24 protein-coding genes are annotated in these 23489 nt (G+C 71.7%); 14 read left to right on the top strand and 10 right to left on the bottom strand.

The features are described 5' to 3' along the window. Window positions 1-279: 279 nt before the first annotated feature. Window positions 280-846, bottom strand: a complete 567-nt coding sequence (locus AB0F81_RS01010; RefSeq protein ID WP_360188976.1) for a bacterial proteasome activator family protein — start codon at window positions 844-846, stop codon at window positions 280-282. A gap of 25 nt (window positions 847-871) precedes the next feature. Next, entirely contained in the window at window positions 872-1711 is an 840-nt protein-coding gene (gene ddaH / locus AB0F81_RS01015; protein ID WP_360188979.1) for a dimethylargininase, read from the bottom strand. 59 nt (window positions 1712-1770) lie between these two features. Here ddaH and AB0F81_RS01020 point away from each other — a divergent pair, with 59 nt between their 5' ends. Beyond that, entirely contained in the window at window positions 1771-2226 is a 456-nt protein-coding gene (locus tag AB0F81_RS01020; RefSeq protein WP_360188982.1) for an Lrp/AsnC family transcriptional regulator, read from the top strand. On the opposite strand, the gene AB0F81_RS01025 is transcribed toward AB0F81_RS01020, so the two are convergent. From AB0F81_RS01025 to AB0F81_RS01035, 3 genes are read right to left on the bottom strand one after another with little or no spacing between them, the layout of a single operon-like run. Further along, complete coding sequence (locus AB0F81_RS01025; protein ID WP_360188984.1) at window positions 2223-3308, bottom strand: hypothetical protein; 1086 nt, start codon at window positions 3306-3308, stop codon at window positions 2223-2225. The genes AB0F81_RS01020 and AB0F81_RS01025 overlap by 4 nt on opposite strands. A gap of 59 nt (window positions 3309-3367) precedes the next feature. Beyond that, entirely contained in the window at window positions 3368-3607 is a 240-nt protein-coding gene (locus tag AB0F81_RS01030; RefSeq protein WP_360188987.1) for a DUF6457 domain-containing protein, read from the bottom strand. After that, window positions 3604-4185: an NTP transferase domain-containing protein gene (locus AB0F81_RS01035; protein ID WP_360189065.1), complete on the bottom strand. Its 582-nt coding sequence runs from the start codon at window positions 4183-4185 to the stop codon at window positions 3604-3606. Before AB0F81_RS01035 ends, AB0F81_RS01030 begins: the two co-directional genes overlap by 4 nt. A gap of 91 nt (window positions 4186-4276) precedes the next feature. Here AB0F81_RS01035 and fdhD point away from each other — a divergent pair, with 91 nt between their 5' ends. The 3 genes from fdhD (at window position 4277) to AB0F81_RS01050 (ending at window position 6816) form a co-directional block, all read left to right on the top strand. Continuing rightward, a complete protein-coding gene (fdhD, locus tag AB0F81_RS01040) occupies window positions 4277-5101 on the top strand; it encodes a formate dehydrogenase accessory sulfurtransferase FdhD (protein ID WP_360188990.1) in 825 nt (274 codons plus the stop codon). Between the two features lie 63 nt (window positions 5102-5164). Then, window positions 5165-5413, top strand: a complete 249-nt coding sequence (locus AB0F81_RS01045; protein ID WP_360188993.1) for a PhoD-like phosphatase N-terminal domain-containing protein — start codon at window positions 5165-5167, stop codon at window positions 5411-5413. Continuing rightward, window positions 5389-6816, top strand: coding sequence for an alkaline phosphatase D family protein (locus AB0F81_RS01050; RefSeq protein WP_360188996.1), 1428 nt, complete (start codon window positions 5389-5391; stop codon window positions 6814-6816). The genes AB0F81_RS01045 and AB0F81_RS01050 overlap by 25 nt, the downstream gene beginning before the upstream one ends. A gap of 71 nt (window positions 6817-6887) precedes the next feature. Here the strand turns inward: AB0F81_RS01050 and AB0F81_RS01055 are convergent, their stop codons facing one another. Together AB0F81_RS01055 and AB0F81_RS01060 are read right to left on the bottom strand one after the other, a co-directional pair. Beyond that, a complete protein-coding gene (locus AB0F81_RS01055; protein WP_360188999.1) occupies window positions 6888-7943 on the bottom strand; it encodes a DUF4192 domain-containing protein in 1056 nt (351 codons plus the stop codon). Window positions 7944-8044: 101 nt separating this feature from the next. After that, window positions 8045-8548: a GNAT family N-acetyltransferase gene (locus AB0F81_RS01060; protein WP_360189002.1), complete on the bottom strand. Its 504-nt coding sequence runs from the start codon at window positions 8546-8548 to the stop codon at window positions 8045-8047. A gap of 56 nt (window positions 8549-8604) precedes the next feature. Between AB0F81_RS01060 and AB0F81_RS01065 the strand changes: the two genes are divergently transcribed. The 6 genes from AB0F81_RS01065 to AB0F81_RS01090 all read left to right on the top strand — a co-directional run bounded on the left by AB0F81_RS01065 (window position 8605) and on the right by AB0F81_RS01090 (window position 16926). Continuing rightward, window positions 8605-9483 carry a fructosamine kinase family protein gene (locus AB0F81_RS01065; protein WP_360189005.1) on the top strand — a complete coding sequence of 293 codons (879 nt, stop codon included), beginning with the start codon at window positions 8605-8607 and terminating at the stop codon, window positions 9481-9483. A 352-nt stretch (window positions 9484-9835) separates the two neighbouring features. Next, window positions 9836-10852: a GTP 3',8-cyclase MoaA gene (gene moaA / locus AB0F81_RS01070; protein ID WP_360189068.1), complete on the top strand. Its 1017-nt coding sequence runs from the start codon at window positions 9836-9838 to the stop codon at window positions 10850-10852. Then, entirely contained in the window at window positions 10800-11099 is a 300-nt protein-coding gene (locus AB0F81_RS01075; protein ID WP_360189009.1) for a MoaD/ThiS family protein, read from the top strand. Before moaA ends, AB0F81_RS01075 begins: the two co-directional genes overlap by 53 nt. Before the next feature lie 39 nt (window positions 11100-11138). Beyond that, window positions 11139-11744: a hypothetical protein gene (locus tag AB0F81_RS01080; RefSeq protein WP_360189012.1), complete on the top strand. Its 606-nt coding sequence runs from the start codon at window positions 11139-11141 to the stop codon at window positions 11742-11744. A gap of 485 nt (window positions 11745-12229) precedes the next feature. Next, window positions 12230-13729: a metallophosphoesterase gene (locus AB0F81_RS01085; RefSeq protein ID WP_360189015.1), complete on the top strand. Its 1500-nt coding sequence runs from the start codon at window positions 12230-12232 to the stop codon at window positions 13727-13729. Between the two features lie 65 nt (window positions 13730-13794). After that, entirely contained in the window at window positions 13795-16926 is a 3132-nt protein-coding gene (locus tag AB0F81_RS01090; protein ID WP_360189071.1) for a UvrD-helicase domain-containing protein, read from the top strand. Window positions 16927-16933: 7 nt separating this feature from the next. Here the strand turns inward: AB0F81_RS01090 and AB0F81_RS01095 are convergent, their stop codons facing one another. Continuing rightward, window positions 16934-17629 carry a prepilin peptidase gene (locus tag AB0F81_RS01095; RefSeq protein ID WP_360189018.1) on the bottom strand — a complete coding sequence of 232 codons (696 nt, stop codon included), beginning with the start codon at window positions 17627-17629 and terminating at the stop codon, window positions 16934-16936. A gap of 135 nt (window positions 17630-17764) precedes the next feature. Here AB0F81_RS01095 and AB0F81_RS01100 point away from each other — a divergent pair, with 135 nt between their 5' ends. From AB0F81_RS01100 to AB0F81_RS01115, 4 genes are all read left to right on the top strand, one after another. After that, window positions 17765-18364 (top strand): hypothetical protein, encoded by a 600-nt coding sequence (locus AB0F81_RS01100; RefSeq protein ID WP_360189021.1) that lies wholly within the window; start codon window positions 17765-17767, stop codon window positions 18362-18364. A gap of 90 nt (window positions 18365-18454) precedes the next feature. Next, complete coding sequence (locus AB0F81_RS01105; RefSeq protein WP_360189024.1) at window positions 18455-19660, top strand: ATP-binding protein; 1206 nt, start codon at window positions 18455-18457, stop codon at window positions 19658-19660. 28 nt (window positions 19661-19688) lie between these two features. Continuing rightward, a complete protein-coding gene (locus tag AB0F81_RS01110; protein ID WP_360189027.1) occupies window positions 19689-20267 on the top strand; it encodes a DoxX family protein in 579 nt (192 codons plus the stop codon). 310 nt (window positions 20268-20577) lie between these two features. After that, complete coding sequence (locus AB0F81_RS01115; protein ID WP_360189030.1) at window positions 20578-21864, top strand: glycosyltransferase 87 family protein; 1287 nt, start codon at window positions 20578-20580, stop codon at window positions 21862-21864. Here AB0F81_RS01115 and AB0F81_RS01120 read toward each other — a convergent pair. Beyond that, window positions 21861-22295 (bottom strand): molybdenum cofactor biosynthesis protein MoaE, encoded by a 435-nt coding sequence (locus AB0F81_RS01120; RefSeq protein ID WP_360189033.1) that lies wholly within the window; start codon window positions 22293-22295, stop codon window positions 21861-21863. The two genes, AB0F81_RS01115 and AB0F81_RS01120, sit on opposite strands and share 4 nt — an antisense overlap. Further along, window positions 22292-23464, bottom strand: a complete 1173-nt coding sequence (locus AB0F81_RS01125) for a molybdopterin molybdotransferase MoeA (protein WP_360189074.1) — start codon at window positions 23462-23464, stop codon at window positions 22292-22294. The genes AB0F81_RS01120 and AB0F81_RS01125 overlap by 4 nt, the downstream gene beginning before the upstream one ends. Between the last annotated feature and the right edge of the window lie 25 nt (window positions 23465-23489).

The following is a 23489-nucleotide window of genomic DNA, read 5'->3' on the forward strand; positions in this document are numbered from 1 at the left end:
CGGCTGACCGCCAGGACCGCATCCACACGCTCAAAGCAGCACCCACGCGCAGCTGGAGGGCACGGCTGACCGCCGGGGCGGGTCTGGGCGCGCGGGACAGCGGTCGGGCGCAGCCGGTCAAGATCGGGTGCGGGGTGAGAGTTAGGGCTTGCTCAAGCCCGGCGGGCGCGCTGGGGCCGGGAGGGCCTGCCTGACCGCGGGGTAGCCACGGGAGGACACGGCTCCGGCGGGGAGGGGTAGGCGTACCCCGGCGGTTTTGACATGACCGCCGGGTGGCGCTCAGAGGTACTGGCCGGTGCGGCCGGGGATGTCGCCGCCCTGCTTGCCGGGGAGGATGCCGCCGGCGCCCATCGGCAGAGCCGGGCGGCCGGGGACGCCGCCGCGCATCTGCTCGAGCTGGAGGCGGGCGGCCATCTGCTGGGCGACCAGCGCGGCCTGGATGCCGTGGAACAGGCCTTCCAGCCAGCCGACCAGCTGGGCCTGGGCGATCCGCAGCTCGGCCTCGCTGGGCGGGGTCTCGCCCTCGAACGGCAGGGACAGCCGCTCCAGCTCCTCGCGGAGCTCCGGCGCGAGGCCGTCTTCCAGCTCGGCGATGGACCGCTGGTGGATCTCCCGCAGCCGGCCACGGCTCGCCTCGTCCAGCGGAGCGGCCCGCACCTCTTCCAGGAGCTGCTTGATCATGCTGCCGATGCGCATGACCTTCGCCGGCTGCTCGATGAGGTTGCCCGGCTCCTCCGGGGTGAGCGTGCCGTCCTCCTCGACCGTGCCCATCGGCCGGCCGTCGGGGCCCACGACGATGACGGAGCCGTCTTCCTTGTGCTCAGTGGTGCGAGTGTCGTCGGTCATGCGATCCATCTTTGCGCACGCTTGCTCAGGACCGCAGTTCGGCTACGGCACATTTGACACTCCCGCCACCGCGCTTCAGCTCGGAGAGATCGACGTGCACCGGGAGGTAGCCGGCCTCACGGACCTTGTGACCCATCGCCACCGCCTCGGTGTTGAGAATCACATGCCGGCCGTCGCTGACCAGGTTCAGGCCGAACGCTTCGGCGTCGGCGCGGTCGGCGAGCACCGCGTCCGGGAAGAGCTGGGCGAGGACCCGCTGCGAGGCCGGTGAGAAAGCGCCCGGGTAATAGGTGACGTGCCGGTCGTCGAGCGCGGCCAGGGCGGTGTCCAGGTGGTAGAACGCCGGGTCGACCAGCTTCAGGGAGATCACCGGGCGGCCCAGCACCTCCTGGGCCTCGGCGTGCGCGGCCGGGTCGGTGCGGAAGCCGTAACCGGCCAGGACGATGCCGCCGTAGGCCGCGGGCAGGTAGGCGAAATCGCCCTCACCCTCGTTGACGTGCTCCGGCGCGACGAACCGCCACTCGCCGCCGGACAGGTAGAACGCGCGGTGCTCGGAGGCCTCGTCGGCGCGCTGCGGGTGCCGGAAACGGGCGCCGTAGACGGTGCCGTCGACGGAGAAGGCCCCGTTCGCGGAGTAGACCATGTCCGGCAGGCCCGGCTTCGGGTCGAGAACGTGCACCACGTGGCCGAGGTCGGTGAGCGTGGAGCGCAGGGCATCCCACTGCTTGAGCGCCAGGGAGGTGTCGACCGTGACCGCGGTGTCCATCCACGGGTTGATCGCATACTCGACCGTGAAATGCTCAGGTGGACACATCAGATATGTCCGGTTTCGCGGCAAGCGCTCGAAGTGGTTCATGAGGTTCAAGAGTAGGTAGGCTGCGTTGCAGCAAACAGCCAGAAACCTTGCTCCTCGGAGGCGAATCGTTGCAGATGGACCCCGTTGACCAGCGAATCATTGCGCTGCTGGTGGCTGACGCCCGCGCTTCGTATGCCGAGATCGGAGCCAAGGTCTCGCTGTCCGCGCCGGCCGTGAAACGGCGGGTCGACCGGCTGCGCTCCAGCGGGGTGATCAAGGGATTCACCGCGGTGATCGAGCCGGCCGCCGTCGGCTGGACCACCGAGGCGTTCGTCGAGCTCTTCTGCACCGGGCGCACCACGCCGGCCCAGATCACCGTGGCCACGCGGCGACACCCCGAGGTGGTCGGCGCCTACACGGTGTCCGGGCAGGCCGACGCGCTGGTGCACCTGCGCGCCGCCGACATCGGGCACCTGGAGCAGGCGCTGGAGAGGCTGCGCGCCGAGCCGTTCGTGACGTCGACGCGCAGCATGGTGGTGCTGTCGCGGCTGGTGGAGACACCCACCGCGGTGCCGCCGCTCTAGAGGTACATCCCCGGGCGGTGCTCGTCGGATTTCGGCTCCTTGGCCGGCACCGGCTTGTCGCCCTCGCCGAAGAACCGCTTGCCGCCGAACTCGCCGTGCAGCCGGTCGTCCAGCTCGTCGGCGAGACCGGTCATCACCTGGACCGCCAGCATGAGGTGGATGGCCTGGAAGTTGCGGCCGAACACCGGGATCGAGGCCCAGACCGTGTCCTGCGCGCAGTACAGCCGGCCGATCGGCATCCGGTTGGTCAGCTCGGAGAGCTTCACGTAGAGCTGCTCGGTCGGCTCGACCTCGGTCAGGATCGGCGAGAAGACGTCCACCAGCGGCGGGTTGTCACGCACCCGGACGAAGACCATCGCCGAGCCGGCCCGGATGCCGACGTCGCCGTCCGCATCGACCTGCAGCTGGTCGACCGTGGTCTTGGACATCGTGGCGACGACCGTGCGCACCCGCTCCTCCAGCGGAACCACGTCCTCGGACACGGTCGCCAGGGCCGCCTCGAGGGCGTCGTCGTCGTCCAGGTCGTCGAGGTTCAGGTCGCTGTCGATGCTCGGCTCGTGCCGGGCGGTGCCCAGCGGCGCCGTGTCGATCGGCTCGTCCTCCTCGTCGTGCACCAGGTACACGAGGAAGGCCGGGTGCGGCGCGCCGTAGACGTCCCGCAGCGTCCGGGAGACCACGGTGGCGAGCTGCGTCGCCTTCTCCTGCGAGGAGCGCATCCCGAACGAGTCGCCCGAGCCGGGCAGCACACCGGGCGGCGACCAGCCGAGCGCGACCAGGTCGGCGACGGCCGCGCGGTCCATCCGGAACTCCGCCGGAAGCTCCGCGTTGCCCACGGCGAGCGCCTCGACCACACCGTCCGGCAGGACACGGATGCTCACCGAGTAGACCGCCGTGCCGGTGCCGGAAGCGGTCGGATCCAGGGTGATGTCGACGTGCGCGCTGGGCGGCAGCGTCGGCAGCAAGGTGGCCAGCGAGTGCGCGAACTCGCGCCACGCCAGGGTCACCTTGGCCTTCAGGTCAGCCGTGGTCGGTTCGTCGAGCAACACGCCCTCGGACGTTTCGCCGGCGCCTTCTGCCGTCATGATCGCACCTCCGTCCCCGTCACCCTATCGAGCGCCGCTCCATCCTGGAGCCGGGGTCGTCAGCCTCGGCGTTGCGGCCACGCCAGCGCCAGCGCGCTGATCTTCGCGGCGGCCTCCGCGGGCGCCAGGCCGCGCCCCACGGCCAGGCCCATCAGGTACGCCGTGACCGGCGCGCCCGGACGCAGGACGTTGTGTGCCACGTCCCGGGCGACGTCGAGCAGCTCTTTCGACGGCACCTCGTCCGGGGAGACGCCGAGTTCGGCCCCGGCCGCGGCGAGCCACGCATCTAACTCGTTCATCTCGCCCACTCCTCGGCCGTCCGCAGGTCGTCGTCGGTGTCACAGTCGAACCAGGGCGGTGGCCCCGGACGGCGCCACGACACCTCGGCGATCCGCAGGTTGTTGAGCAGCTCCCGCACCGGCGCGCCGTGCAGGCTGCCACGCTCCTCGGCGAGACGGTTGACCGCCGCGCGCAGTGCCGCGGTGCGCCACACCCCGCAGAGCACCTGAAGGTGACCCTCGGCGTCCCGGTAGACGGCGCCCTCCATCGGCGCGGACTCCATGGTGAGCCGCAACACGTCGATCGCCTCGCCGGTCAGCAGCGGCAGATCGGCGGCGAGCAGCGCGGTGAACGCGATGTTCTCCGGCACCAGCGCCAGCCCCGCGGCGGCCGCCGCGACCGGCCCGCCGCCCGGTGGCTCCTCGCGCGTCACATGCACCTGAACCGGCAGGTCGGGAGGCACTCGGCCGACCACGACCCGTGGATCGGCGTCATGAACCGCCGCGAGCACCCGGGTCAGCATGGACTGGCCGCCGACCGGCAAAGTCGGTTTGTCGGCCCCACCCATGCGCCGCGCCGCACCGCCAGCCAGTACCACCGCCGCAAATCCCCCCACGTGAGTACCGTATCCCGAGCGCGTGCCGGACGTGACCGCGCGCTCAGTTAGCAGCGAGTCGTAAGCTCCGCCCATGGGCAGGAACACGGCGCGCCGCATGGTGGTGAGCATCGACGTCGGCGCATCGCCGGCCGTCCGGCGCCGCCCGGACGAGCTGGCCGCCGAGGAGCCGCTGGAGATCCGGATCCGCAAGCAGCCGCTGGCGGTGACCATGCGCACCCCCGGCCACGACCTCGATCTAGCCATGGGTTTCCTGCTCGGCGAGGGTGTGATCGGCAAGGCCGACGACGTGGTGACGGCACAGCTCTGCGCCGGCACGGACACGCCGAACACCTACAACGTGGTCGACATCGTGCTCGACCCGCACGTCCCGCCGCCGGTGACCGACCCGAGCCGGAACTTTTACACCACGAGCTCCTGCGGGGTCTGTGGCAAGGCGAGCGTCGACGCGGTGCGGACCCGCTCGCTCTTCGACGTCACGGCCGACCCGATGGAGATCCCGGCCCGGGTCCTCGCCGAACTGCCCGGCAAGCTGCGCGCCGCACAGCGGACCTTCGACCGCACCGGCGGACTGCACGCCGCCGGCCTCTTCACCCCCACCGGCGACCTGCTGGTGCTCCGCGAGGACGTGGGCCGGCACAACGCCGTCGACAAGGTGCTCGGCTGGGCGCTGCGTGAGGGCCGGCTGCCGCTGGCCGGGCACGTGCTGCTGGTCTCCGGGCGGGCCAGTTTCGAGCTCACCCAGAAGGCGTGGATGGCCGGGTTGCCGCTGCTGGCGGCCGTGTCGGCGCCGAGCACTCTCGCCGTGGACCTGGCCGAGGAGGCGGGCATGACCCTGGTCGGCTTCCTCCGCGAGCCGCGGATGAATGTCTACTCCGGAGCCCAGCGCGTCATCTGAGGTTTCTGTACTGGTAAGTCGTGATCGCATCTACCGTCATCCATTGCCGCGAGGCTGCGGTGCATGCCGATCTCGCGCCGCACACTGCTGCTCAGTTCCGCCGCTGCCGGAGCCGCCGGGGCCTCCACGATCTGGCCGCTGGCCGCGCAGGCCGCTCCGTACCGCGGGCCACTGACCTCTGATCCGTTCACCCTCGGCGTCGCCTCCGGTGACCCCGACGCGGACGGTTTCGTGCTCTGGACCCGGCTCGCCCCCCCACCCCGCTCGCCGAGGACGGCCTGGGCGGAATGCCGTCCCGCAACGTCCGGGTGATCTGGGAACTCGCCGCCGACGAGCGGTTCCGCCGGGTGGTCCGCCGGGGTGTGGTGACCGCCCGCCCCGAGTCCGCACACAGCGTGCACGTGGAACTGAACGGTCTGCTCCCCGGCCGGGAGTACTTCTACCGCTTCCACGCCGAGCGTTACACCTCGCCGGTGGGGCGGACCCGCACCTCCCCGCTGCCCTGGGCGCTGGGCGGGACGCTGGCGATGTCCTTCGTCTCCTGCTCGCAGTACGAGCACGGGTACTTCACCGCTTACCGGCGGCTGGCCGAGGACGAGCCGGACCTGATCCTGCACCTCGGCGACTACCAGTACGAGTACGCCCCGGACACCTACAACATCCCGGGCGGCAACCCGCGCGACCACCAGGGCCCGGAGACCGTCACGCTGGCGAATTACCGCCAGCGGCACGCCCAGTACAAGACCGACGCCGACCTGCAGGCCGCACACGCCGTCGCGCCCTGGGCCGTGGTCTGGGACGACCACGAGACCGAGAACAACTGGGCCGACGAGGTGCCGGAGGCGCCGGACCCGAACTTCCTGGCTCGCCGGGCGGCCGCCTTCCAGGCCTACTACGAGAACATGCCGCTGCGCCGGACCTCCGTGCCGCGCGGCATCGACATGCAGCTCTACCGCCGTCTGCAGTGGGGCCGGCTGGCCACCTTCCACATGCTCGACACCCGTCAGTACCGCGACGACCAGGGCTGCGGGGACGGTTACAAGGACTGCCCGGCCGCTTCCGACCCGGCGCGCAGCATCACCGGCGCCGAGCAGGAGGCCTGGCTGCTCGACGGTTTCCGCCGGTCCGTCGCCCGCTGGGACATCCTCGGCCAGCAGGTCTTCTTCGGGCAGCGCGACAACAACTCGGGTCCGCAGAAGGTGCTCAGCATGGACTCGTGGGACGGTTACCAGGCCTCGCGGGACCGGATCACTCGCGGCTGGGTGGAGGCCGGGGTCCGCAACCCGGTGGTGCTCACCGGCGACGTGCACGCGCACTGGGCCGACGACCTCAAGCTCGACTGGAACGACCCGACCTCGAAGACCGTCGGCACCGAGCTGGTCTGCTCGTCGATCACCTCCGGCGGCAACGGCGCCGACGTGCCGAGCGGCAAGCACACCTGGGCGGCGTGGAACCCGCACCTGCGCTTCTACAACAACCAGCGCGGTTACGTCCGGACGAAGATCGCTGCGGACTCGCTCACCGCGGACTTCGTGGTGCTGCCTTTCGTGACGACGCCGGGTGCGGCGGCGCACACCCGGGCCAGCTTCGTCATCGAGGACCGGGTGCCCGGCCTGAACCAGGTGGCGGACAACCCGACGCCGGCGGCGACGCTGCGCTCCGGCCCGGTCGACCTGGGTGAGGAGACGATCCGGCAGGAGACCGAGCGTCCCTGACGGCGGCTTCACCTGCTGCTTCACTGCGGCGGCCCTCATTTGGTGCGGCGGCTTCACTTGGTGCGGCGGCTTCACTTGGTGCGGCGGCGGAACCCGCGGAGGGGGCCGCCGCCGTTCCTCGGTCGCAGGCTGGGCACCGCCATCTGCGGGGAGATGCCGATCCCGAGCAGGCTGTGCAGGAGCGTGGCCAGCTGGTGCTGCGGCTCCTGGCGCAAGGCACGGTCGACAGCCACCCGGGCCAGGGCGCCGCGGCCGGACCGCCACGCGGTGAAGCTCAGCAGGCAGGCGGGTGCCGGCACATACGCCGGCTCGACCCGGCGCAGCACGTCGGTCCAGAGCCGGATCCGCCACTCGTCCGGGTCGGCGCGGTCGAGCGCGTAGTCCTCCACCGCCTTGTCCGCCAGCAGCGCACCGAGCCAGGCGACCTCGTCGTCGGTGAGGGTGCGGCCGGCCCGGTAGCGCCGCTCGGCATCGCGCACCGCGGTGCGGCCGGCCCGCCGGATCAGCCGCCCGTACCGCCCGGTGTCGCGGTCGTCGGGGAGCGAATCGTCGGCCAGCAGGTCGGTGAACCGCCGGCGAGCCCGCTCAGTGGCGGCCGCCATCGCGGCGCGCTCCGGGCCGTCGACGGGTGCCACCTGCGCCACCAGGTCGCGGCGGCTCGGCAGGGCGACGTGGCCGCGGAACGTCGCCTCGGCGGCTATCACGCTGTCCTCGGGCAGGCACGGGGTGCCGTCCAGGCTGCAGCAGCGCGGGTCGTCACAGAGGTACGACCACCAGCGGTTGTTGGTCACCCGCATGGCGTCGTCCACCCGTACGCTCGCGGTTGTCAATGCGCGCGTGAGCCGCAGCACAGCTGGAGTGACCCGGTGAGCCGGACCGAAGCCGACGATCACGACCGACGCCGCCTCCTGCCGGGCGACCGTCTCGGCGATGATCGTCGCCACGGCGCGGGCGTCGGCCTCGTCGCAGTCGGGCGGCGGCAGGTCGTAGCACGCTCCGAAGTCGACCCGTGAACCGGTGAGCCCGACGATCGCCACGTTGTCCGCCGGGTGATAGCCCAGCAGGTAGGGCAGGGCGGCGATGAGCTCGGACGGGGTGCGGATGACGAGGGCGCATTCGGCGGTCATGGCAGGCAGCCTCGCCGCCGCGCGGACCCGCTCGCGTGCCGAAGTTCGTGCCTGTGGACGACACGCCGGCCCGTCCACAGGCGGGCCGGGGAAAGGTGCAGCTAGGAGCGGAACGGCAACTCGTGGAGTTGCAGTCCCTCCTCGTTCCAGGCGTGGGTGTGCCGGTCCAGATCCATGGTCAGCTCGATCGAGGAGACCACGTCGTAACCGGCCGCGTGCAGGCTGCGGATGGCTTCGACGTTGCGGGACTCCGGCGAGATCGTCAGCGCGGTCATGTTCCGCTTCTTCGCCTCGGCCGCGACATGCTGGAGCAGGCGCCGCCCGACGCCCTTGTGCCGGTGACCGATCGTGACCACCACCGGATCGACCTCGCCGGCTCGCCCGCGAATGATCAGACCCACCATGCCGATGACCCCATCGTCGGCGTGGTCGGCGACCCAGAGTCCGGAAAGGTCCAGCCTGGTCAGATACTCCTCGAAGCCGGCGCCGCCGTCGTCAGTGTGTTCCCCGTACATCTCGTTGTGCTGCCGGGTGAGCTCCGTCCACAGGCGCCGACCTGCGGAGTGGTCACTCGGGCGATATGAACGGACCGCGACAGGGGTCATGTCGCCATCTTGCCCTTGATTTGGGACGTCCGTCATCAGAAGCGGAAGATAACCCCGTGGACCTGGCGTACCTGCGCGCGCACCCGCAGCACCTCCCGACATTTCTCACTCACCAGCGCATCCGCGAGACGCCGGTGGGCGGTGGCGTGTGCCAGGCGAGCCGGCTGACCCTCGACGACGGCTCGTCGCTGTTCGCGAAGACCTGGCCGTCCGATCCGGCGCCGGAGGGCATGTTCGCCGCGGAGGCAGCCGGTTTGGCCTGGTTGCGCGAGGCGGGTTCGGTGCCGGTTCCGGAGGTGCTGGTGGCCCTTCCTGATCTGCTCGCGATGGAGTGGATCGAGCCGGGCGAGCCGTCCGCTGCGGCTGCGGAACGCTTCGGCCACGACCTCGCCGGCCTGCATCGGGCCGGCGCCGACGCCTTCGGCGCCGGCTGGGCGGGCTACATCGGTCCGCTCCGGCTGGACAACACGCCGGAGACCGGCGCGTGGGGCTCCTGGTTCGCGGCCCGGCGCCTGCTGCCCTACCTGCGGACTTCCAGTGATCGGGGTGCGCTTTCCGCCGCCGACGTTGCGGTGGTCGAGCAGGTCATCAACACCATCGAGTCGTACGGAGGGCAGGAGCCGCCCGCGCGAATCCACGGGGATCTGTGGCCGGGCAATCTTCTGTGGGGCGCGGACGGGCGGGGGTGGCTCGTCGATCCGGCTGCGCATGGTGGTCATCGAGAGACGGACCTGGCGACGCTTGCGCTGTTCGGCGGGGTGCCGCACCTGGATCGCATACTGGCGGCGTATCAGGAGGTGTGGCCGCTGGCGGAGGGGTGGCGGGCGCGTGTGCCGCTGCATCAGCTTCATCTGTTGCTGGTGCACACCGCAGCCTTCGGCGGCGGTTACCGCAGCGCGGTGCGCGCCACAGCCGACACAGTGCTGCGCGGCTGACCTGAGATCCCCGGCCGACGAGGCCTCTGCACCACTGCCGGACGTGGCCCAGCCAGCGCAGCCCTGCACAGGTCGCGCACCAGGGCTGGCTGCGCGCGGCGCTGGCGGCTCGTCCGCCTGTCGGCGTTTCCCGCGCTGAGTCGCACTCCGACCCCGAGCGAGGCCGAACGGCCCTCCTCGTGGGCACGTGGCCCCTACCTCGCGGGGCTCGTTGTCCCCTACCTCGCGGGCCCGTTGTCCCCCTACCTCGCGGGCACGTTGTCCACAGGGCGATATGGGTAGCGGCGCAGAGCGACGCGAGCGGCTAGATTCGATTCGTGAGCCTCTTCTGGAGATCATCCGCCCGAGCGCGGTGGCGGCGGTGACGGTGCTCGTCGACCGCTTCGGCCGCGTCGCCACCGATTTGCGCGTCTCGCTGACCGATCGGTGCAATCTGCGCTGCACCTATTGCATGCCGGCCGAAGGGTTGGCCTGGATGCCGCAGCCGCAGCAGCTCACCGACGACGAGGTGATCCGGCTGGTCCGGATCGCGGTGGAGCAGCTCGGGGTGACCGAGGTGCGGTTCACCGGCGGCGAGCCGCTGATCCGGCGTGGGCTGGTGCGCATCGTGGCGGAGGCCGCGAAGCTCGAGCCGCGACCACGGTTGTCGGTCACGACGAACGGCATCGGGCTGGACCGGATCGCCGTGCCGCTGCGTGAGGCGGGCCTCGATCGGGTGAACGTCTCGCTCGACACCCTGGACCCGGCACGGTTCCACACGCTGACCCTGCGCGATCGCCATGCCGACGTGCTGGCCGGGCTGCGAGCGGCGGTCGAGGCCGGCCTGACGCCCGTGAAGATCAATACTGTGCTGATGCGCGGGGTCAACGACGACGAGGCGCCGGCGCTGTTGCGGTTCGCGCTCGAGCATGGCTACCAGTTGCGCTTCATCGAACAGATGCCATTGGACGCCCAGCACCAGTGGGACCGGCACGAGATGATCACGGCGGAAGAGATCCTCGCCGCGTTGGCGCCCTTCGATCTGCAGCCCGACGATGTTTCACGTGGAACAGCGCCGGCCGAGACCTGGCTGGTCCCGGGCCACGTCGATGCCGCTGGTCAGCCGGCTCGGGTGGGTGTGATCGCCAGTGTGACGCGGCCGTTCTGCGGTGACTGCGACCGGACTCGGCTCACCGCCGACGGCCAGGTGCGCAACTGTCTCTTCGCCACCGAGGAGAGCGATCTGCGGAAGCTTCTGCGTGGCGGCGCCCCCGACGCCGATATCGCTGCGGCATGGCGGGTGGCCATGTTCGGCAAGCGGGCCGGGCACGGCATCGATGACCCCACGTTCCTGCAGCCGGCTCGTCCCATGTCCGCGATCGGAGGCTGAAACGGTGCTCACCGTGCGCTATTTCGCCGGCGCCCGCGCGGCCGCCGGTGGCGTCTCGTCCGAGAGTGTGGCGGCGGGGACGTTGGAGGAGCTCGCCCAGGTGCTGGTTGATCGGCACGGCGAGCGGCTCGGGATGGTGATGAAGGCGGCCAGCTTCCTGGTGGACGGGCTGAGCTGCCACGACCGGCAGTCAGCGCTGCCCTCGGGTGCGACGGTCGACATCCTGCCGCCGTTTGCCGGCGGCTGAGCGGAGTTTTTGTCACACCCCTCCGGCAGCATGCTGTCCATGCTCGTTGAGGTTGCCAGCCGGCGGCGGAAGCCGGAATCGGTGCGGGCCGCCTATCCGCAGGCCACGATCGTCGACGTGACGTCGCGGGCACCGGAGCCGTGGGTTCGGCTGAGCCCGTTCTATCCGCACGGTGGCATCCCGGTGCCGTTCACGCCGGGCGCCGTCAGTGCGTCGGTCGAGGGCATCTGGCAGGCGTTGAAGGTCTTCGAGGGTCATGATGTGGACCCGTCGAAGTTGGCGGTGACGAGCATGACCGGGCTCAAACGGACCGTCCGCCGCTACGGCGTGGTGCGGGGGCATCGCGCCGGCCTGCGCGGTGACCGGCTTCTCGGCTATCGGGCAGCACGGGAGCTGATCTATCTGCCGGCCTACCGGTGGGTGCTCGAGCACCGGGTTCCGGATCTGGTGGAGCGGCTGCGGGAGATCGCTGGTGGTGGGCTGGTGTTGCTCGACTACACCACCAACGGTGATCTGGCGGATGAGTCCAGTCCGCTGTCGCATGCTGCTCTGGTCGCCCGGTACCTGACCGGTCGGTGGCCAGATCACGCGGAGATGCGGGCACACCCGGGAGAAGCCAACCAGTCCGAGTCGGCACGCCCTTGAATTCATCGCTGGCCGCACCTCCGACGCCGGCCCCGACCCCGAGCTCACGATCAAGACCAGCGGCAGCGGCAGCGGCAGCGGCAGCGGCAGCGGCAGCGGCAGCGGCAGCGGCAGCGGCAGCGGCAGCGGCAGCGGCAGCGGCAGCGGCAGCGAACTTCGGAAGCAAGCAGCCGATGCGGCAATCACGTCGGGTCGTTACCTCGGCAGGGTGCCTCCGCTGGCTGACCTGCCGACCTCCCGGCCTGCGGACCTGCGGACCTGCGGACCTGCGGACCTGCGGACCTGCGGACCTGCGGACCTGCGGACCTGCGGACCTGCGGACCTGCGGCAAAGGATGATCGCAAGACAACGGCACAGCAATGCTGAGACAGGGCTGAGAGAGCGGGTCCGCCGCAGCTGCGGAGGCCCGCTGCGAGTCGGGGACACTTGTTCCGGCAAGCTGTTGCGCACATGGCCGGGGACGGCCATCTGGGGGAGGGTTTTCGTTGGGCTTCGTCGCGGTGGTCCTGCTGATCATCGGCCTGATCCACTACTACCTGTGGAAGCGGCTGGTGCGTGACACGCTGCGGCCGGGGTGGGGACGCCGGGTCGGCACAGCGCTGATCGTGTTGTTCGCCCTGCTGGTCCCGCTGACCCTGATCGGGGTCCGCAACGGCCACTTCAAATGGCTCTCCTGGCCGGGGTACATGTGGATCGCGGTCATGTTCTACCTGCTCGTGACGCTCGCCGCCCTGGAGCTTCCGCGCCTGGCCGCGATGCTGCTGTGGGTGAAGCGGGCCCGCCCGAAAGCCGCGGCCAAGCCGACCGGCGGCCCTGCATCGACTGGCACACAGCCAGTCACTTTGACGAGCGCGAGCGGCACGACGCCAGCCACCGCCCAAGCCGCAGGGTCCATCCCCGTGACCACCGCAAGCGCCACGTCGGGTGACGCCCGAATTGTTGAATCGGGCACCGCCGACAGCACCTCGACCAGCGGACAGGAAGCCGCAGTCGGCACGGCCAGCTCGACCGGGACGGCCGGCACGACCGGGACGGCCGGCACCACCGGGACCGCCGGGACCGCCGGCACCACCGGGACTGCCGGGACGGCCGGGACGGCCGGCACGACCGCCAGCGATGCCGGCTCCGCCTCCGGAGGTGAGGGCGAAGGCCAACCCGACGAAGTCATGAACCGCCGCCTCCTCCTCGCCCGCGGCGCGGCGATCTTCGCCGGCCTGACGGCCGCCAGCGTGACCGGCTACGGCGTGAAGACCGCCACCGGCACCCCCCAGATCGACCGCGTCCAGATCCCCCTCGCCAAGCTCCCCCGAGCCATGGACGGCACCCGGCTGGCCGTCGTCTCCGACATTCACATCGGCCCGCTGACCGGCGTCAACCACGCCCAGCGCATCGTCCAGGTGATCAACTCGGTGAACGCCGACCTGGTCTGCGTCGTCGGTGACCTGGTCGACGGCAGCGTCGCGGAGCTGGGCCGGTTCGCCGCCCCGCTGGCCGGCATCGAGTCCCGGCACGGCGCGTTCTTCGTGACCGGCAACCACGAGTACTACTCCGGCCACGAGCAGTGGGTCGACGAGGTCGCCCGGCTCGGCCTGCGGCCGCTGCGCAACGAGCGGCTGGAGATCGACGGCCTGGATCTGGCCGGCGTGAACGACCTGAACGGCGAGGAGTTCGGCGACGCCCCGGACTTCGCCCGCGCCCTCGGCGACCGGGACCGGAACCGCCCGGTCGTGTTGATGGCACACCAGCCGGTGGCGGCGAAGGAGGCCGCACCCTACGGTGTCGATCTGCAGGTCTCCGGTCACACGCACGGCGGTCAGATGGTGCCGTTCAACTTCCTCGTGAAGTTGCAACAACCGGTAGTCTCCGGCTTCGGAGAGGTGGACGGCGTGCCGGTTTACGTGACCAACGGCGCGGGTTTCTGGGGTCCACCGGTCCGGGTCGGCGCGCCCCCGCAGGTCACCGTCATCGAATTGCGTGTGAAGTAATCCATCAAGATCGGTAAGTGTGTTTGAGCGTGGCGATTCGTGGCGGCACCGACGGCCGTGACAGGATGCGGAGCGTGGAGGTGACCGCTGATGCATATGTCGCGGACCTCCACATTCACTCGCGTTATTCGCGAGCCTGCAGCCGTGACCTGACACTGCCGAACCTGGCCTGGTGGGCACGCCGCAAGGGCATCGCCCTGCTCGGCACCGGCGACTTCACCCATCCGGCCTGGTTCGAGCACCTGCGGGAGAGCCTGGAGCCGGCCGAGCCGGGCCTGTTCCGGCTGACGGACGAGAAGCCGGTGACGAAGCGCCTACCCGGTTCGCTGCGCGGCACCGACCCGGCCCGCTTCATGCTCAGCGTGGAGATCTCGACGATCTACAAGCGGGACGACCGCACCCGCAAGGTCCACCACCTGCTGTACGCGCCGGACTTCGAGTCGGTCGGCAAGATCAATACCGCGCTGGCCCGGATCGGCAACCTGACCGCCGACGGCCGGCCGATCCTCGGGCTGGACTCCCGCGACCTGCTGGAGATCACCCTGGAGGCCGGTGGCTACCTGATCCCGGCGCACATCTGGACCCCGTGGTTCTCCGCGCTCGGCTCCAAGTCCGGCTTCGACGCGATCGCCGACTGCTACGCCGACCTGGCCGAGCACGTCACCGCCGTGGAGACCGGCCTCTCCTCCGACCCGGAGATGAACTGGCGCGTCTCCAGCCTCGACCGCTACCGCCTGGTGTCGAACTCGGACGCGCACTCGCCGGCCGCACTGGCCCGTGAGGCGACGCTGTTCACCGGCACCCCGGATTACTTCGCGGTCCGCGACGGCATCGGCCTGGCCGGCACGCTGGAGTTCTTCCCGGAGGAGGGCAAGTACCACGCCGACGGCCACCGCGCCTGCGGCATCAACTGGGAGCCCGAGCGCACCCGTGAGGCCGGCGGCCGCTGCCCGGAGTGTGGCCGCCCGCTGACCGTCGGCGTGCTGAGCCGGGTCGAGGACCTGGCCGACCGCCCGCGCGGTTTCCAGAAGACTGAGTCTGATAAACCCGTCCACGTCGAGCACCTGATCCAGCTGCACGAGATCCTCGGCGAGATCCACGGCGTCGGCCCGAAGTCGAAGACGGTGGAGGCCCAGCTCAACCACCTGGTCGCGACTCTCGGCGCGGAGCTGGACATCCTGCGCAAGGTCCCGGTCGACGAGATCGGCAAGGCGGGCGGCGACGAGCTGCGCGAGGCGATCACCCGGCTGCGGCGCGGCGACGTGCGGCGGGTGCCGGGGTACGACGGCGAGTACGGCGTGATCACCCTTTTCGAGCCCGGTGAGCTGCGGAACCGGAACAGCGCCCCGCAGATGGAGACGCTGTTCGACTTCCCGGCGGAGAAACCGAAGGCCAAGGAGGAGAAGCCGAAGCCGAAGGCCAAGCCGGCGAAGGAGAAGCCGGCCCCGCCGCCGCTCGCGCCGCCGCCGAGTCCGCACGAGCCGTTCGAGCCGATGCTCGCCGGCATGGAGGAGGTCGGCACCGGCCTGCTGGACCGGCTCGACGCGATGCAGCGGGTGGCCGCGTCCGCGCCGGGCGGTCCGCTGCTGATCGTCGCCGGCCCGGGCACCGGCAAGACCCGGACGCTGACGCACCGCATCGCGTACCTCTGCGCCGAGCTGGGTGTCTTCCCGGAGCGCTGCCTGGCGATCACCTTCACCCGGCGGGCTGCCGCCGAGCTGAAGGAGCGGCTCGAGGCGCTGCTCGGTGACGTGGCCGAGGACATCACGGTCGGCACGTTCCACTCGCTCGGCCTGACCGTGCTGAAGGAGAACGCCAAGGCGGCCGGCCTCGGCTCCGGCTGGCGGATCGCCGACGAGCAGGAGCAGGCGCAGGCCCGCGAGCAGGCCGGCGACGACGACAGCGCCTACCGCAAGCTGCTGCGCCAGCAGGATCTGGTGGACCTGGACGACCTGATCAGCGTGCCGGTGGCGCTGCTGCGCGAGGACCCGGCGCTGGTCGAGAAGTACCGCCGGCGCTGGCAGTGGATCTTCGTGGACGAGTACCAGGACGTCGACGAGCTGCAGTACGAGCTGCTGCGCCTGCTCAGCCCGGCGGACGGCAACCTGTGCGCGATCGGCGACCCCGACCAGGCCATCTACTCGTTCCGCGGCGCCGACGTACGGTATTTCCTCCGCTTCAACCAGGACTTCGTCGACGCCCGCCTGGTCCGCCTGACCCGCAACTACCGGTCGTCGGCGCCGATCCTGGCCGCCGCCGTGCAGGCCATCGCCCCGTCGTCGTTGGTGAACGGCCGGCGGCTGGATCCGGCCCGGCTGGATCCGGAGGCCGCGCTGGTGGGCCGTTACCCGGCGCGCAGCGTCTCGGACGAGGCCGATTTCGTGGTGCGCACGATCGACGAGCTGGTCGGCGGCCTGTCCCACCGCTCGCTCGACTCGGGACGCGTCGACTCCCGCGCCACCCCCGTCGGCAACTTGTCGTTCTCGGACATCGCGGTGCTGTACCGCACCGATGCGCAGTCCGGCCCGATCGTCGAAGCGCTGTCCCGGGCCGGCATCCCGGTGCAGAAGCGCTCGCACAACCGGCTGCGCGACCGCGCCGGCGTCCAGGTGATCGCGCGCGAGCTGCGGCACGCGGGCGGCCCGGCCGGGCCGCTGCCGGTGCGGGTCAAGCAGGCCGCGCAGCTGCTGGCGCAGAGGTACGCGGCACCCACCCTGGACGGCGACCAGATCGCCCCCGAGGACGTGTGGGCGGCCGCGGATCTGCTGATGCCGCTGGCCCACCGGGTCGGCGAGGACCTGCCGCTGTTCCTGCAGCAACTGGCGACCGGCGCCGAGGTGGACGCCCTCGACCCGCGTGCCGAGGCGGTCAACCTGCTGACCCTGCACGCCGCGAAGGGCCTGGAGTTCCCGGTGGTCTTCCTGGTCGGCTGCGAGGACGGTCTGCTGCCGCTGCGCTGGCCGGGTCAGACCCCGTCCGACGACGACGTCGCCGAGGAACGGCGGCTCTTCTTCGTGGGCCTCACCCGCGCCCAGGACCGCCTGTTCGTGAGCCATTCGGCGAAGCGGACCCGGCACGGCAGTGAGCGGGAGCAGGCCCCGACGCCGTTCCTCGACGTGATCGACTCCGGTCTGTTCGAGCGCCTGGGCGAGTCCGCGCCGAGCCGCCCGAGGGACCGGCAGCTGCGGCTGCTGTGACCGCGGCTCAGACCGCGACCAGGCCGATCAGCGCACCGGTCAGCAGGGCCGGCCCGAAGGGCAGGGCGCGTGCACCCCGCGCCCGCCCGCTGATCAGCAGCCAGCCCGCCACCACGCCGTTGAGCAGGTGCGCCGCGCCCAGCCCGACGGCGACCGCCGGCCAGCCACCGAACCCGAGCAGCAGCCCCAGCACCGCGCCGAGCTTGACGTCGCCCAGTCCGAGTCCACGCCCCGGCAGCAGGGCGATCGCCAGATAGGCCAGGCCGACGACGGCCCCGGCGGCCAGCGCCGTGCCGATCCGCTCCGGTGCGAGCAGCGCCAGCGGCACCCCGGCGCTCACCGCGAGGCCGCACACCAGCGGGTCGGGCAGCCGCAGGCAGCGCACGTCGATCATCGCCAGCAGCGCGCCGAGGACCCCGGCGACCAGCAGCACCGGCAGGCGCGGCACCGGACCGAGCGCGACCGTCAGCACCGTTGCCACCAGGGCGGATGCGATCACCGGCCGGGCACCGCGGGCGCAGCCGCAGGCCGCGCCGGCGCGGATCCAGCCGGTCACCCCGGCTGGGAAACGCCGGCCACAGCGGGCACAGGCGGTGCGCGACGCCTCTCCGTACGGGACCGCCAGCCGATCCGCCACCCGGGGCAGGAACGCGGCCGCCGCCCCACCGAAGACCGCCGCCATGATCACGATTGGTGTCGACACGATCGTGGAACGTAACGTCCCGCCGGGCGGACCGGGATCACATTGCCGACAGCCGGTACGATTCGTCCCCGCGATTCCGGCACGGGCAGGTTCCGATCCGCACGCTACGGTGGCAGGCAGCGAAGGAGGGACCCGATGTCGCAGAACGGGCCGTACCCCGGTCCGCCATGGCCGGGTAACAGCCCCGACGAGCCGTACGCGGAACCGTCCGACCCCTGGCAGGGCCAAGAGCCGTCCTGGACCCCACCGGCACAGATCCCCCAGCAGCAGCCGTACGCCGCACCCGCCCAGCCCTGGCCGTCGCCGCAGCCGGTCCGGCGGGGTTTCGCGATGGGTGCCCTGGTGGCGTTCCTGAGCGTGCTGGTCGGTGGCGGTCTCGCCACGACCGCCTGGTTTCTGCTGGGCCGCGAGGAGAAGAAACCCACGCCGGCCGCCGCGCCGTCCGCCGCCCCGGTTTACGGCCCGCGCCCGCAGACCAGCGAGGACGCTCGGTTCGCCGTGAAGGGTCAGTGCGTCCAGAACGAGGGCAGCAACGCCGAGCCGAAACTGCGGATCGTGATCTGCGCGGCGAACACCTACCAGGTGCTGAAGCGAATCGACGGGCGCACGACCGGCGACAAGGACGCGATGAGCAAGTGCGCGAAGGTGACGGGTTACACCAACTGGTACTACTACGACACAGAGTACGACGACGTCGATTTCGTCCTGTGCCTCAAGGAGTATGGGCCCGTCTAGCGTGATCTAGCCTCAGTGCTAGACGACCGTAGAGCGATATCGAGAGCAAACTCTAGCGTTGACGCTAGATGGCCCGATACGGTGCTACGCGTGGATCCGGTGCGGAATCCCTACGCTCCCGGCGCCGGCCAGCGCCCACCCGAGCTGGCCGGGCGCGGTCGTGAGCTGGACGCCTTCGACGTCGTCCTGGAACGTGTGGCCCGCGGCCGCCCGGAGCGCAGCCTGGTGCTCACCGGCCTGCGCGGTGTCGGCAAGACGGTGCTGCTCAACACGCTGCGCTCGGCGGCGATCGGCCGGCTCTGGGGCACCGGCAAGATCGAGGCTCGACCGGACCAGTCGCTGCGCCGCCCGGTCTCCGGCGCGCTGCACATGGCGATCCGCGAGCTGGCCCCGCACCACCGCGACCCGGACCGGGTGGACGAGGTGCTCGGCGTACTCAAGGCCTTCGCGCTGCGCTCCAACGACGGTAACGCGAAGTTGCGCGACCGCTGGGCTCCGGGCATCGACGTGCCGCCGGCCCGCGGCCGCGCTGACTCCGGCGACATCGAGATCGACCTGGTCGAGCTCTTCACCGACGCCGCCTCGCTCGCCACCGACGTGGGCACCGGCATCGCCCTGTTCATCGACGAGATGCAGGACTTGAGCGCGACCGACGTGTCGGCGCTCTGCGCGGCCTGCCACGAGCTCTCCCAGCTGGGCGCCCCGCTGATCGTGGTGGGCGCCGGGCTGCCGCACCTGCCGGCGGTGCTCTCCGCGGCCAAGTCCTACTCCGAGCGCCTCTTCCGCTACCAGCGGATCGACCGGCTCGACCGGGACGCGGCCGATCTGGCGCTGGGGGTGCCGGCCGAGCGCGAGGGCGTCGACTACGACCAGGAGGCGCTCGACCTGCTCTACGAGAAGTCCGGTGGGTACCCGTACTTCGTGCAGGCGTACGGAAAAGCGACCTGGGACCACGCGCCGCAGACGCCGATCACCGCGGACGATGTCCGCGTCGCCGCGCCCGAGGCCGAAGGCGAGCTGGCGGTCGGGTTCTTCGGTTCCCGGTTCGAGCGGGCCACGCCGGCCGAGCGGGAGTACATGCGCGCGATGGCCGCGCTCTCCAGCGATCCCGGCAACGACATGGACGCGGCGGTGCCGACCTCGGACATCGCGACGTCGCTGGGCCGCAAGCCCGCCAGCCTCTCGCCGGCCCGGGACGCGCTGATCAAAAAGGGACTCATTTACTCGGGCGAGCGCGGCACGGTGGCGTTCACCGTCCCGCACTTCGGCCGATACCTCAGAACGCAGCCGGTGTGAGCACGCCGTTACGGGTATAACGAAATCCATGAAGCCCGTTCGCACTGCAGCCCGAGCCATGCTCGCCTCGATCTTCGTGATCAGCGGGGTCCGCGTGCTGATCAGTCCCGGAGAGGGCCGCGTCCAGGCGGCTCGCCGGGTCACCGACCGGGTCGGTCCGCTGTTGGAGAAGACCGATCCACGCCTGCCCACCGATCCGGAGACGCTGGTCCGGGCGAAGGCGGCGGGCGACGTGGTCGCCGGGCTGGCGCTGGCGACCGGACATTTCACCCGTCCCGCCGCGGCTTTCCTGGCGGCCGGACTGATCCCGACCACCGTCGCCGGCCACCCGTTCTGGGCGGTGCCCAAGGAGGAGCGGGCCGGCCAGCAGGTGCACTTCCTGAAGAACCTGGGCCTGCTCGGCGGCCTGCTGCTCGCCGCGGCGGACACCGAGGGCCGGCCGAGTCTGCGGTACCGCACGACCCACGCCGTGGACCGCAGCCAGCGCACGCTGAGTCACGCCGTCGACCGGTCCCAACGCTCGGTGCGGCGCGCGATGCGTACCGCGAAGCGCGAAGCGAAGATCGCCGCGATCTCCGCGACCGCCGCTCGCAAGCTGCCGGGCTGATCCGGTCTCGCGCCGCAGGCGTGAACCGGTTGGCGCACCCGGTGTGCGCAACCGAGTCTGTCTGGATTGCCCGAATAACAACCTATAAGCGGCCTTTGCGTTAAAGCGGACGAGGGGCCGCGCGGTCGGTCTGCGCCTTCTAAGCTCGCTTCCGCCCGGCTTGCGACCTGCCGTCTCTCCCGCCCGTTTCGTTGCGAAACCCGGGCGGGCCAGAGCGACACGTCGTGCCGTGCCCGGGGGACGAGACGGGGGTCGCGCCATGCCGGCAATCGACAGGGGTGCGCGTCGCGCTGCGCGCACGCGGATCACGGTGGCCACTCTCGGCTGCCTCGGCGCGCTCGCACTCATCACTGTCTGCATTCAGCGGTACGGGCTGAGCACGCTGGCCGTGGAACTGGCGGCGATCCGGGGCTGGCTGGCCGGCGACAGCCTGTACGCCTACCGCGTCCCCGGTGGCGAGACCAGCGCCGCCCTCTCCCCGGCCCTCGCCCTGCTGCTGACGCCCCTCGCCGTCCTCCCGCTGCCCGTCGCCGGATGGCTGCTCGCGCTCGCCGGCGTCACCGCGCTGGTGCTGGCGACGGTGATACTGGCCGGCCCGATCGCCCGGCGATACGGCCACCGCCGCTCCACGGTCGTGCTGGCCGTGGCGACCCTGGCGATGCTCACCGGCCCGGTCCGCGCCACGTTCGGCCTCGGCCGCCCCGACCTGCTGCTCTTCGGGCTGGTCGTGGCCGACCTGGTGGCACTGCGCCGGGCCGCCTGGGCACGGAGCCGGGCGACCTGGTGGCCGGCCCGCCCCGCCTCGCAGTCGGCGCGGGACCGCTCGCCGTACGCTCGGGCACGCCGTGCCTGGGCGACCGGCGCCTGGGCCGGCGTCGGCACCGGCCTGGCCACCGCGCTCTCGATGGCTCCCGTCCTGGTCATCGGCTATCTGCTGATCACCCGGCAGCGAAGGGCCGCCCTGACCGCGCTCGGCACCGCCGTCGCGGTCACGCTGGGCGCCCTGCTCATCGCCCCCGACGAGACCCTGACCTGGTACGGCACGGTCCTGTGGGAACTGGACCGGGTGGCGCCGATCAGCGCGCCGGACAACCAGTCCCTGGCCGGCGTGCTGGCCCGGCTCTACGGGTTCGCCACGCCCCCGGTGCTGGTCTGGTTCTCGTTCGGGGTGCTGATGCTGGCGGTCGGCCTGATCCGGGCCCGTTCCGCGCACGCCGACGGCGACGAGATCGCCGCGTTCACCCTGGTCGCGCTCACCGGCGCGGTGGCCGGACCGGTCACCGGGCAGGCCGAGACGGTCTGGCTGATCCCGGCCGTGCTGATCCTGGCCGACGCGGCGATGCGCCGCCGGCTGAGCGTGCGGCTGCCGCGTTCGGCCCGGTTCGCCGGCGCCGGTTTCGCCGTGGTCGCCCTGCTCTGTTACGTCCTGCTGCTCGCCGCCCCGCACTGGGCCTACGGCTGGACCGGCCTCGCGCTCGCACTGATCCTGCTGGTCAACGCGCTGCCCTGGCGGCACGGCAGCGCGTCGGCGATCCCGGTCCGCCGCCCGGTGAAGCGGCCACCCGCGATCCCGGTGCCGCGGGGAGCCAGAAGCTAGGGGCAGTTGACCCACTCGTCGGTGCCGTCCAGGAAGACCTGGCGCTTCCAGATCGGCAGCCGCGCCTTGACCTCGTCGACCAGGCGGGCACAGGCCGCGAAAGCCGCCGCCCGGTGGGCCGTGCTGACCGCGGCGACCAGGGCGACGTCACCGATCTGCAGCGTGCCGATCCGGTGCGACACGGCGACCGCGTAGACGTCCGGGTCGGCGGCGATCTTCTCGGCCACCTCACGCAGGATCGCGGCGGCGCTCGGGTGGCCCTCGTACTCCAGCAGGGTCACGCCCCGGCCGTGATCGTGGTCACGGACGACGCCCTGGAAGGAGACGACGGCGCCGGCCTTGCGGTCGGCGACGGCCGCCTCGTGCGCGGCCAGGTCCAGCGTCTCGTCGACGACCTCGGCACGCGCCACCACTCCAGCGGTAACTGTCACGATCGCTCCCCGGGCAGCAGCGGAAGGGGCAGGAAGGGAACCAGATCGCCGGCCTCGGCCTGGGTGCCGGGCCGGACGACCACGAAGCCGTGCGCGTTGGCCAGCCCGCGCAGCATCGCCGACCCGACGTGCCCGACCGGCTTCGCGGCGCGGCCGTCGGCGTCCAGAGCGGCCAGGGCCAGGTGGGTGAAGTTACCGCGACCCGGCACCGGGCTCGCCGCCTCCACCCGGGGCAGCTCCGGCAGCTCCCGCCCGCGCAGCCCGGCCAGCAGCGGGGCGACGAGCGTGACCAGGGCGATCACCGCTGATTGCGGGTTGCCGGGCAGACCGGCGAGGAACCGCGGCCGGCCGTCCGGGCCGGGCACCCGGGCGAGCAGCATCGGGAAGCCGGGCCGCACCGCGACGGTGTTCACGATGTATTCGGCGCCGAGCTCGGCGAGCGCGGGGTGCAGGTGGTCGACCGGGCCGTGCATGGTGCCGCCCGTGGTGCAGACCAGGTCGGCGGCCTCCAGCCCGGCGCGGATCGCGTCGAGGTGCGCGGCCAGGGTGTCCTTGACCGGGCCGGTCACGCCCGCCACGGTCGCGCCGTAACGCCGCAGCCAGCCGGGCACCTGCGGGCCCAGCGAGTCGCGGACCCGGCCGGACCCGGGCGGGCCGGAGGTGAGCAGCTCGTCGCCGAAGACCAGCAGCGCGGCGCGCAGCTCCGGGAAGACCCGCAGCGTCTCGTAACCGCAGGTGGCGGCGACGCCGACGACCGCCGGGTCGACGGCCGTCCCGGCCGGCAGCAACTCCTCGCCCTGCTTTGCCTCCTCGCCGGGCAGCCGCCAGTCGGGGACCCGGCGCGGCTCGCCGGAGACCAGGCCGCCGGTGTTGGTCGAGTCCTCGATCCGGACCAGGGCGGAGGCGCCGTCGGGCACCATCGCGCCGGTGGCGATCTCGACGCAGGTGCCGTCACCGGTCAGCGGCGGCGGCGTCCCACCGGCCAGCACCCGGCCGACCGGCCGCCACGGGCCGGCGCCGCGGACCGCCCAGCCGTCGATGCTCGACGTGGGAAAGGCCGGCAGGTCGGTGAGGGTCCGCAGCGGCTCGGCCAGGGTGCGGCCGTCCGCCTCCGCCAGCGCGATCTCCTCGGCACCGGCCGCGGCGTCCCGGCCCGCCCGGTACGCCAGGCGGCGCGCCTGCTCCCAGTCGACC

The organism is Actinoplanes sp. NPDC024001 (assembly GCF_040638955.1).
Lineage (GTDB): Bacteria > Actinomycetota > Actinomycetes > Mycobacteriales > Micromonosporaceae > Actinoplanes.

Excerpts from the sequence above, each read along its gene's own strand:
- AB0F81_RS01100 (WP_360189021.1), top strand. The coding sequence starts at position 17,765 with ATGTCGCAGAACGGGCCGTACCCCGGTCCGCCATGGCCGGGTAACAGC.
- fdhD (WP_360188990.1), top strand. The coding sequence starts at position 4,277 with ATGGGCAGGAACACGGCGCGCCGCATGGTGGTGAGCATCGACGTCGGC.
- AB0F81_RS01010 (WP_360188976.1), bottom strand. The coding sequence starts at position 846 with ATGACCGACGACACTCGCACCACTGAGCACAAGGAAGACGGCTCCGTC.
- AB0F81_RS01110 (WP_360189027.1), top strand. The coding sequence starts at position 19,689 with ATGAAGCCCGTTCGCACTGCAGCCCGAGCCATGCTCGCCTCGATCTTC.
- AB0F81_RS01090 (WP_360189071.1), top strand. The coding sequence starts at position 13,795 with ATGCGGAGCGTGGAGGTGACCGCTGATGCATATGTCGCGGACCTCCAC.
- AB0F81_RS01075 (WP_360189009.1), top strand. The coding sequence starts at position 10,800 with ATGACCCCACGTTCCTGCAGCCGGCTCGTCCCATGTCCGCGATCGGAG.
- AB0F81_RS01055 (WP_360188999.1), bottom strand. The coding sequence starts at position 7,943 with ATGACCGCCGAATGCGCCCTCGTCATCCGCACCCCGTCCGAGCTCATC.
- AB0F81_RS01080 (WP_360189012.1), top strand. The coding sequence starts at position 11,139 with ATGCTCGTTGAGGTTGCCAGCCGGCGGCGGAAGCCGGAATCGGTGCGG.
- AB0F81_RS01025 (WP_360188984.1), bottom strand. The coding sequence starts at position 3,308 with ATGACGGCAGAAGGCGCCGGCGAAACGTCCGAGGGCGTGTTGCTCGAC.
- AB0F81_RS01060 (WP_360189002.1), bottom strand. The coding sequence starts at position 8,548 with ATGACCCCTGTCGCGGTCCGTTCATATCGCCCGAGTGACCACTCCGCA.
- AB0F81_RS01045 (WP_360188993.1), top strand. The coding sequence starts at position 5,165 with ATGCCGATCTCGCGCCGCACACTGCTGCTCAGTTCCGCCGCTGCCGGA.
- AB0F81_RS01030 (WP_360188987.1), bottom strand. The coding sequence starts at position 3,607 with ATGAACGAGTTAGATGCGTGGCTCGCCGCGGCCGGGGCCGAACTCGGC.
- AB0F81_RS01050 (WP_360188996.1), top strand. The coding sequence starts at position 5,389 with ATGCCGTCCCGCAACGTCCGGGTGATCTGGGAACTCGCCGCCGACGAG.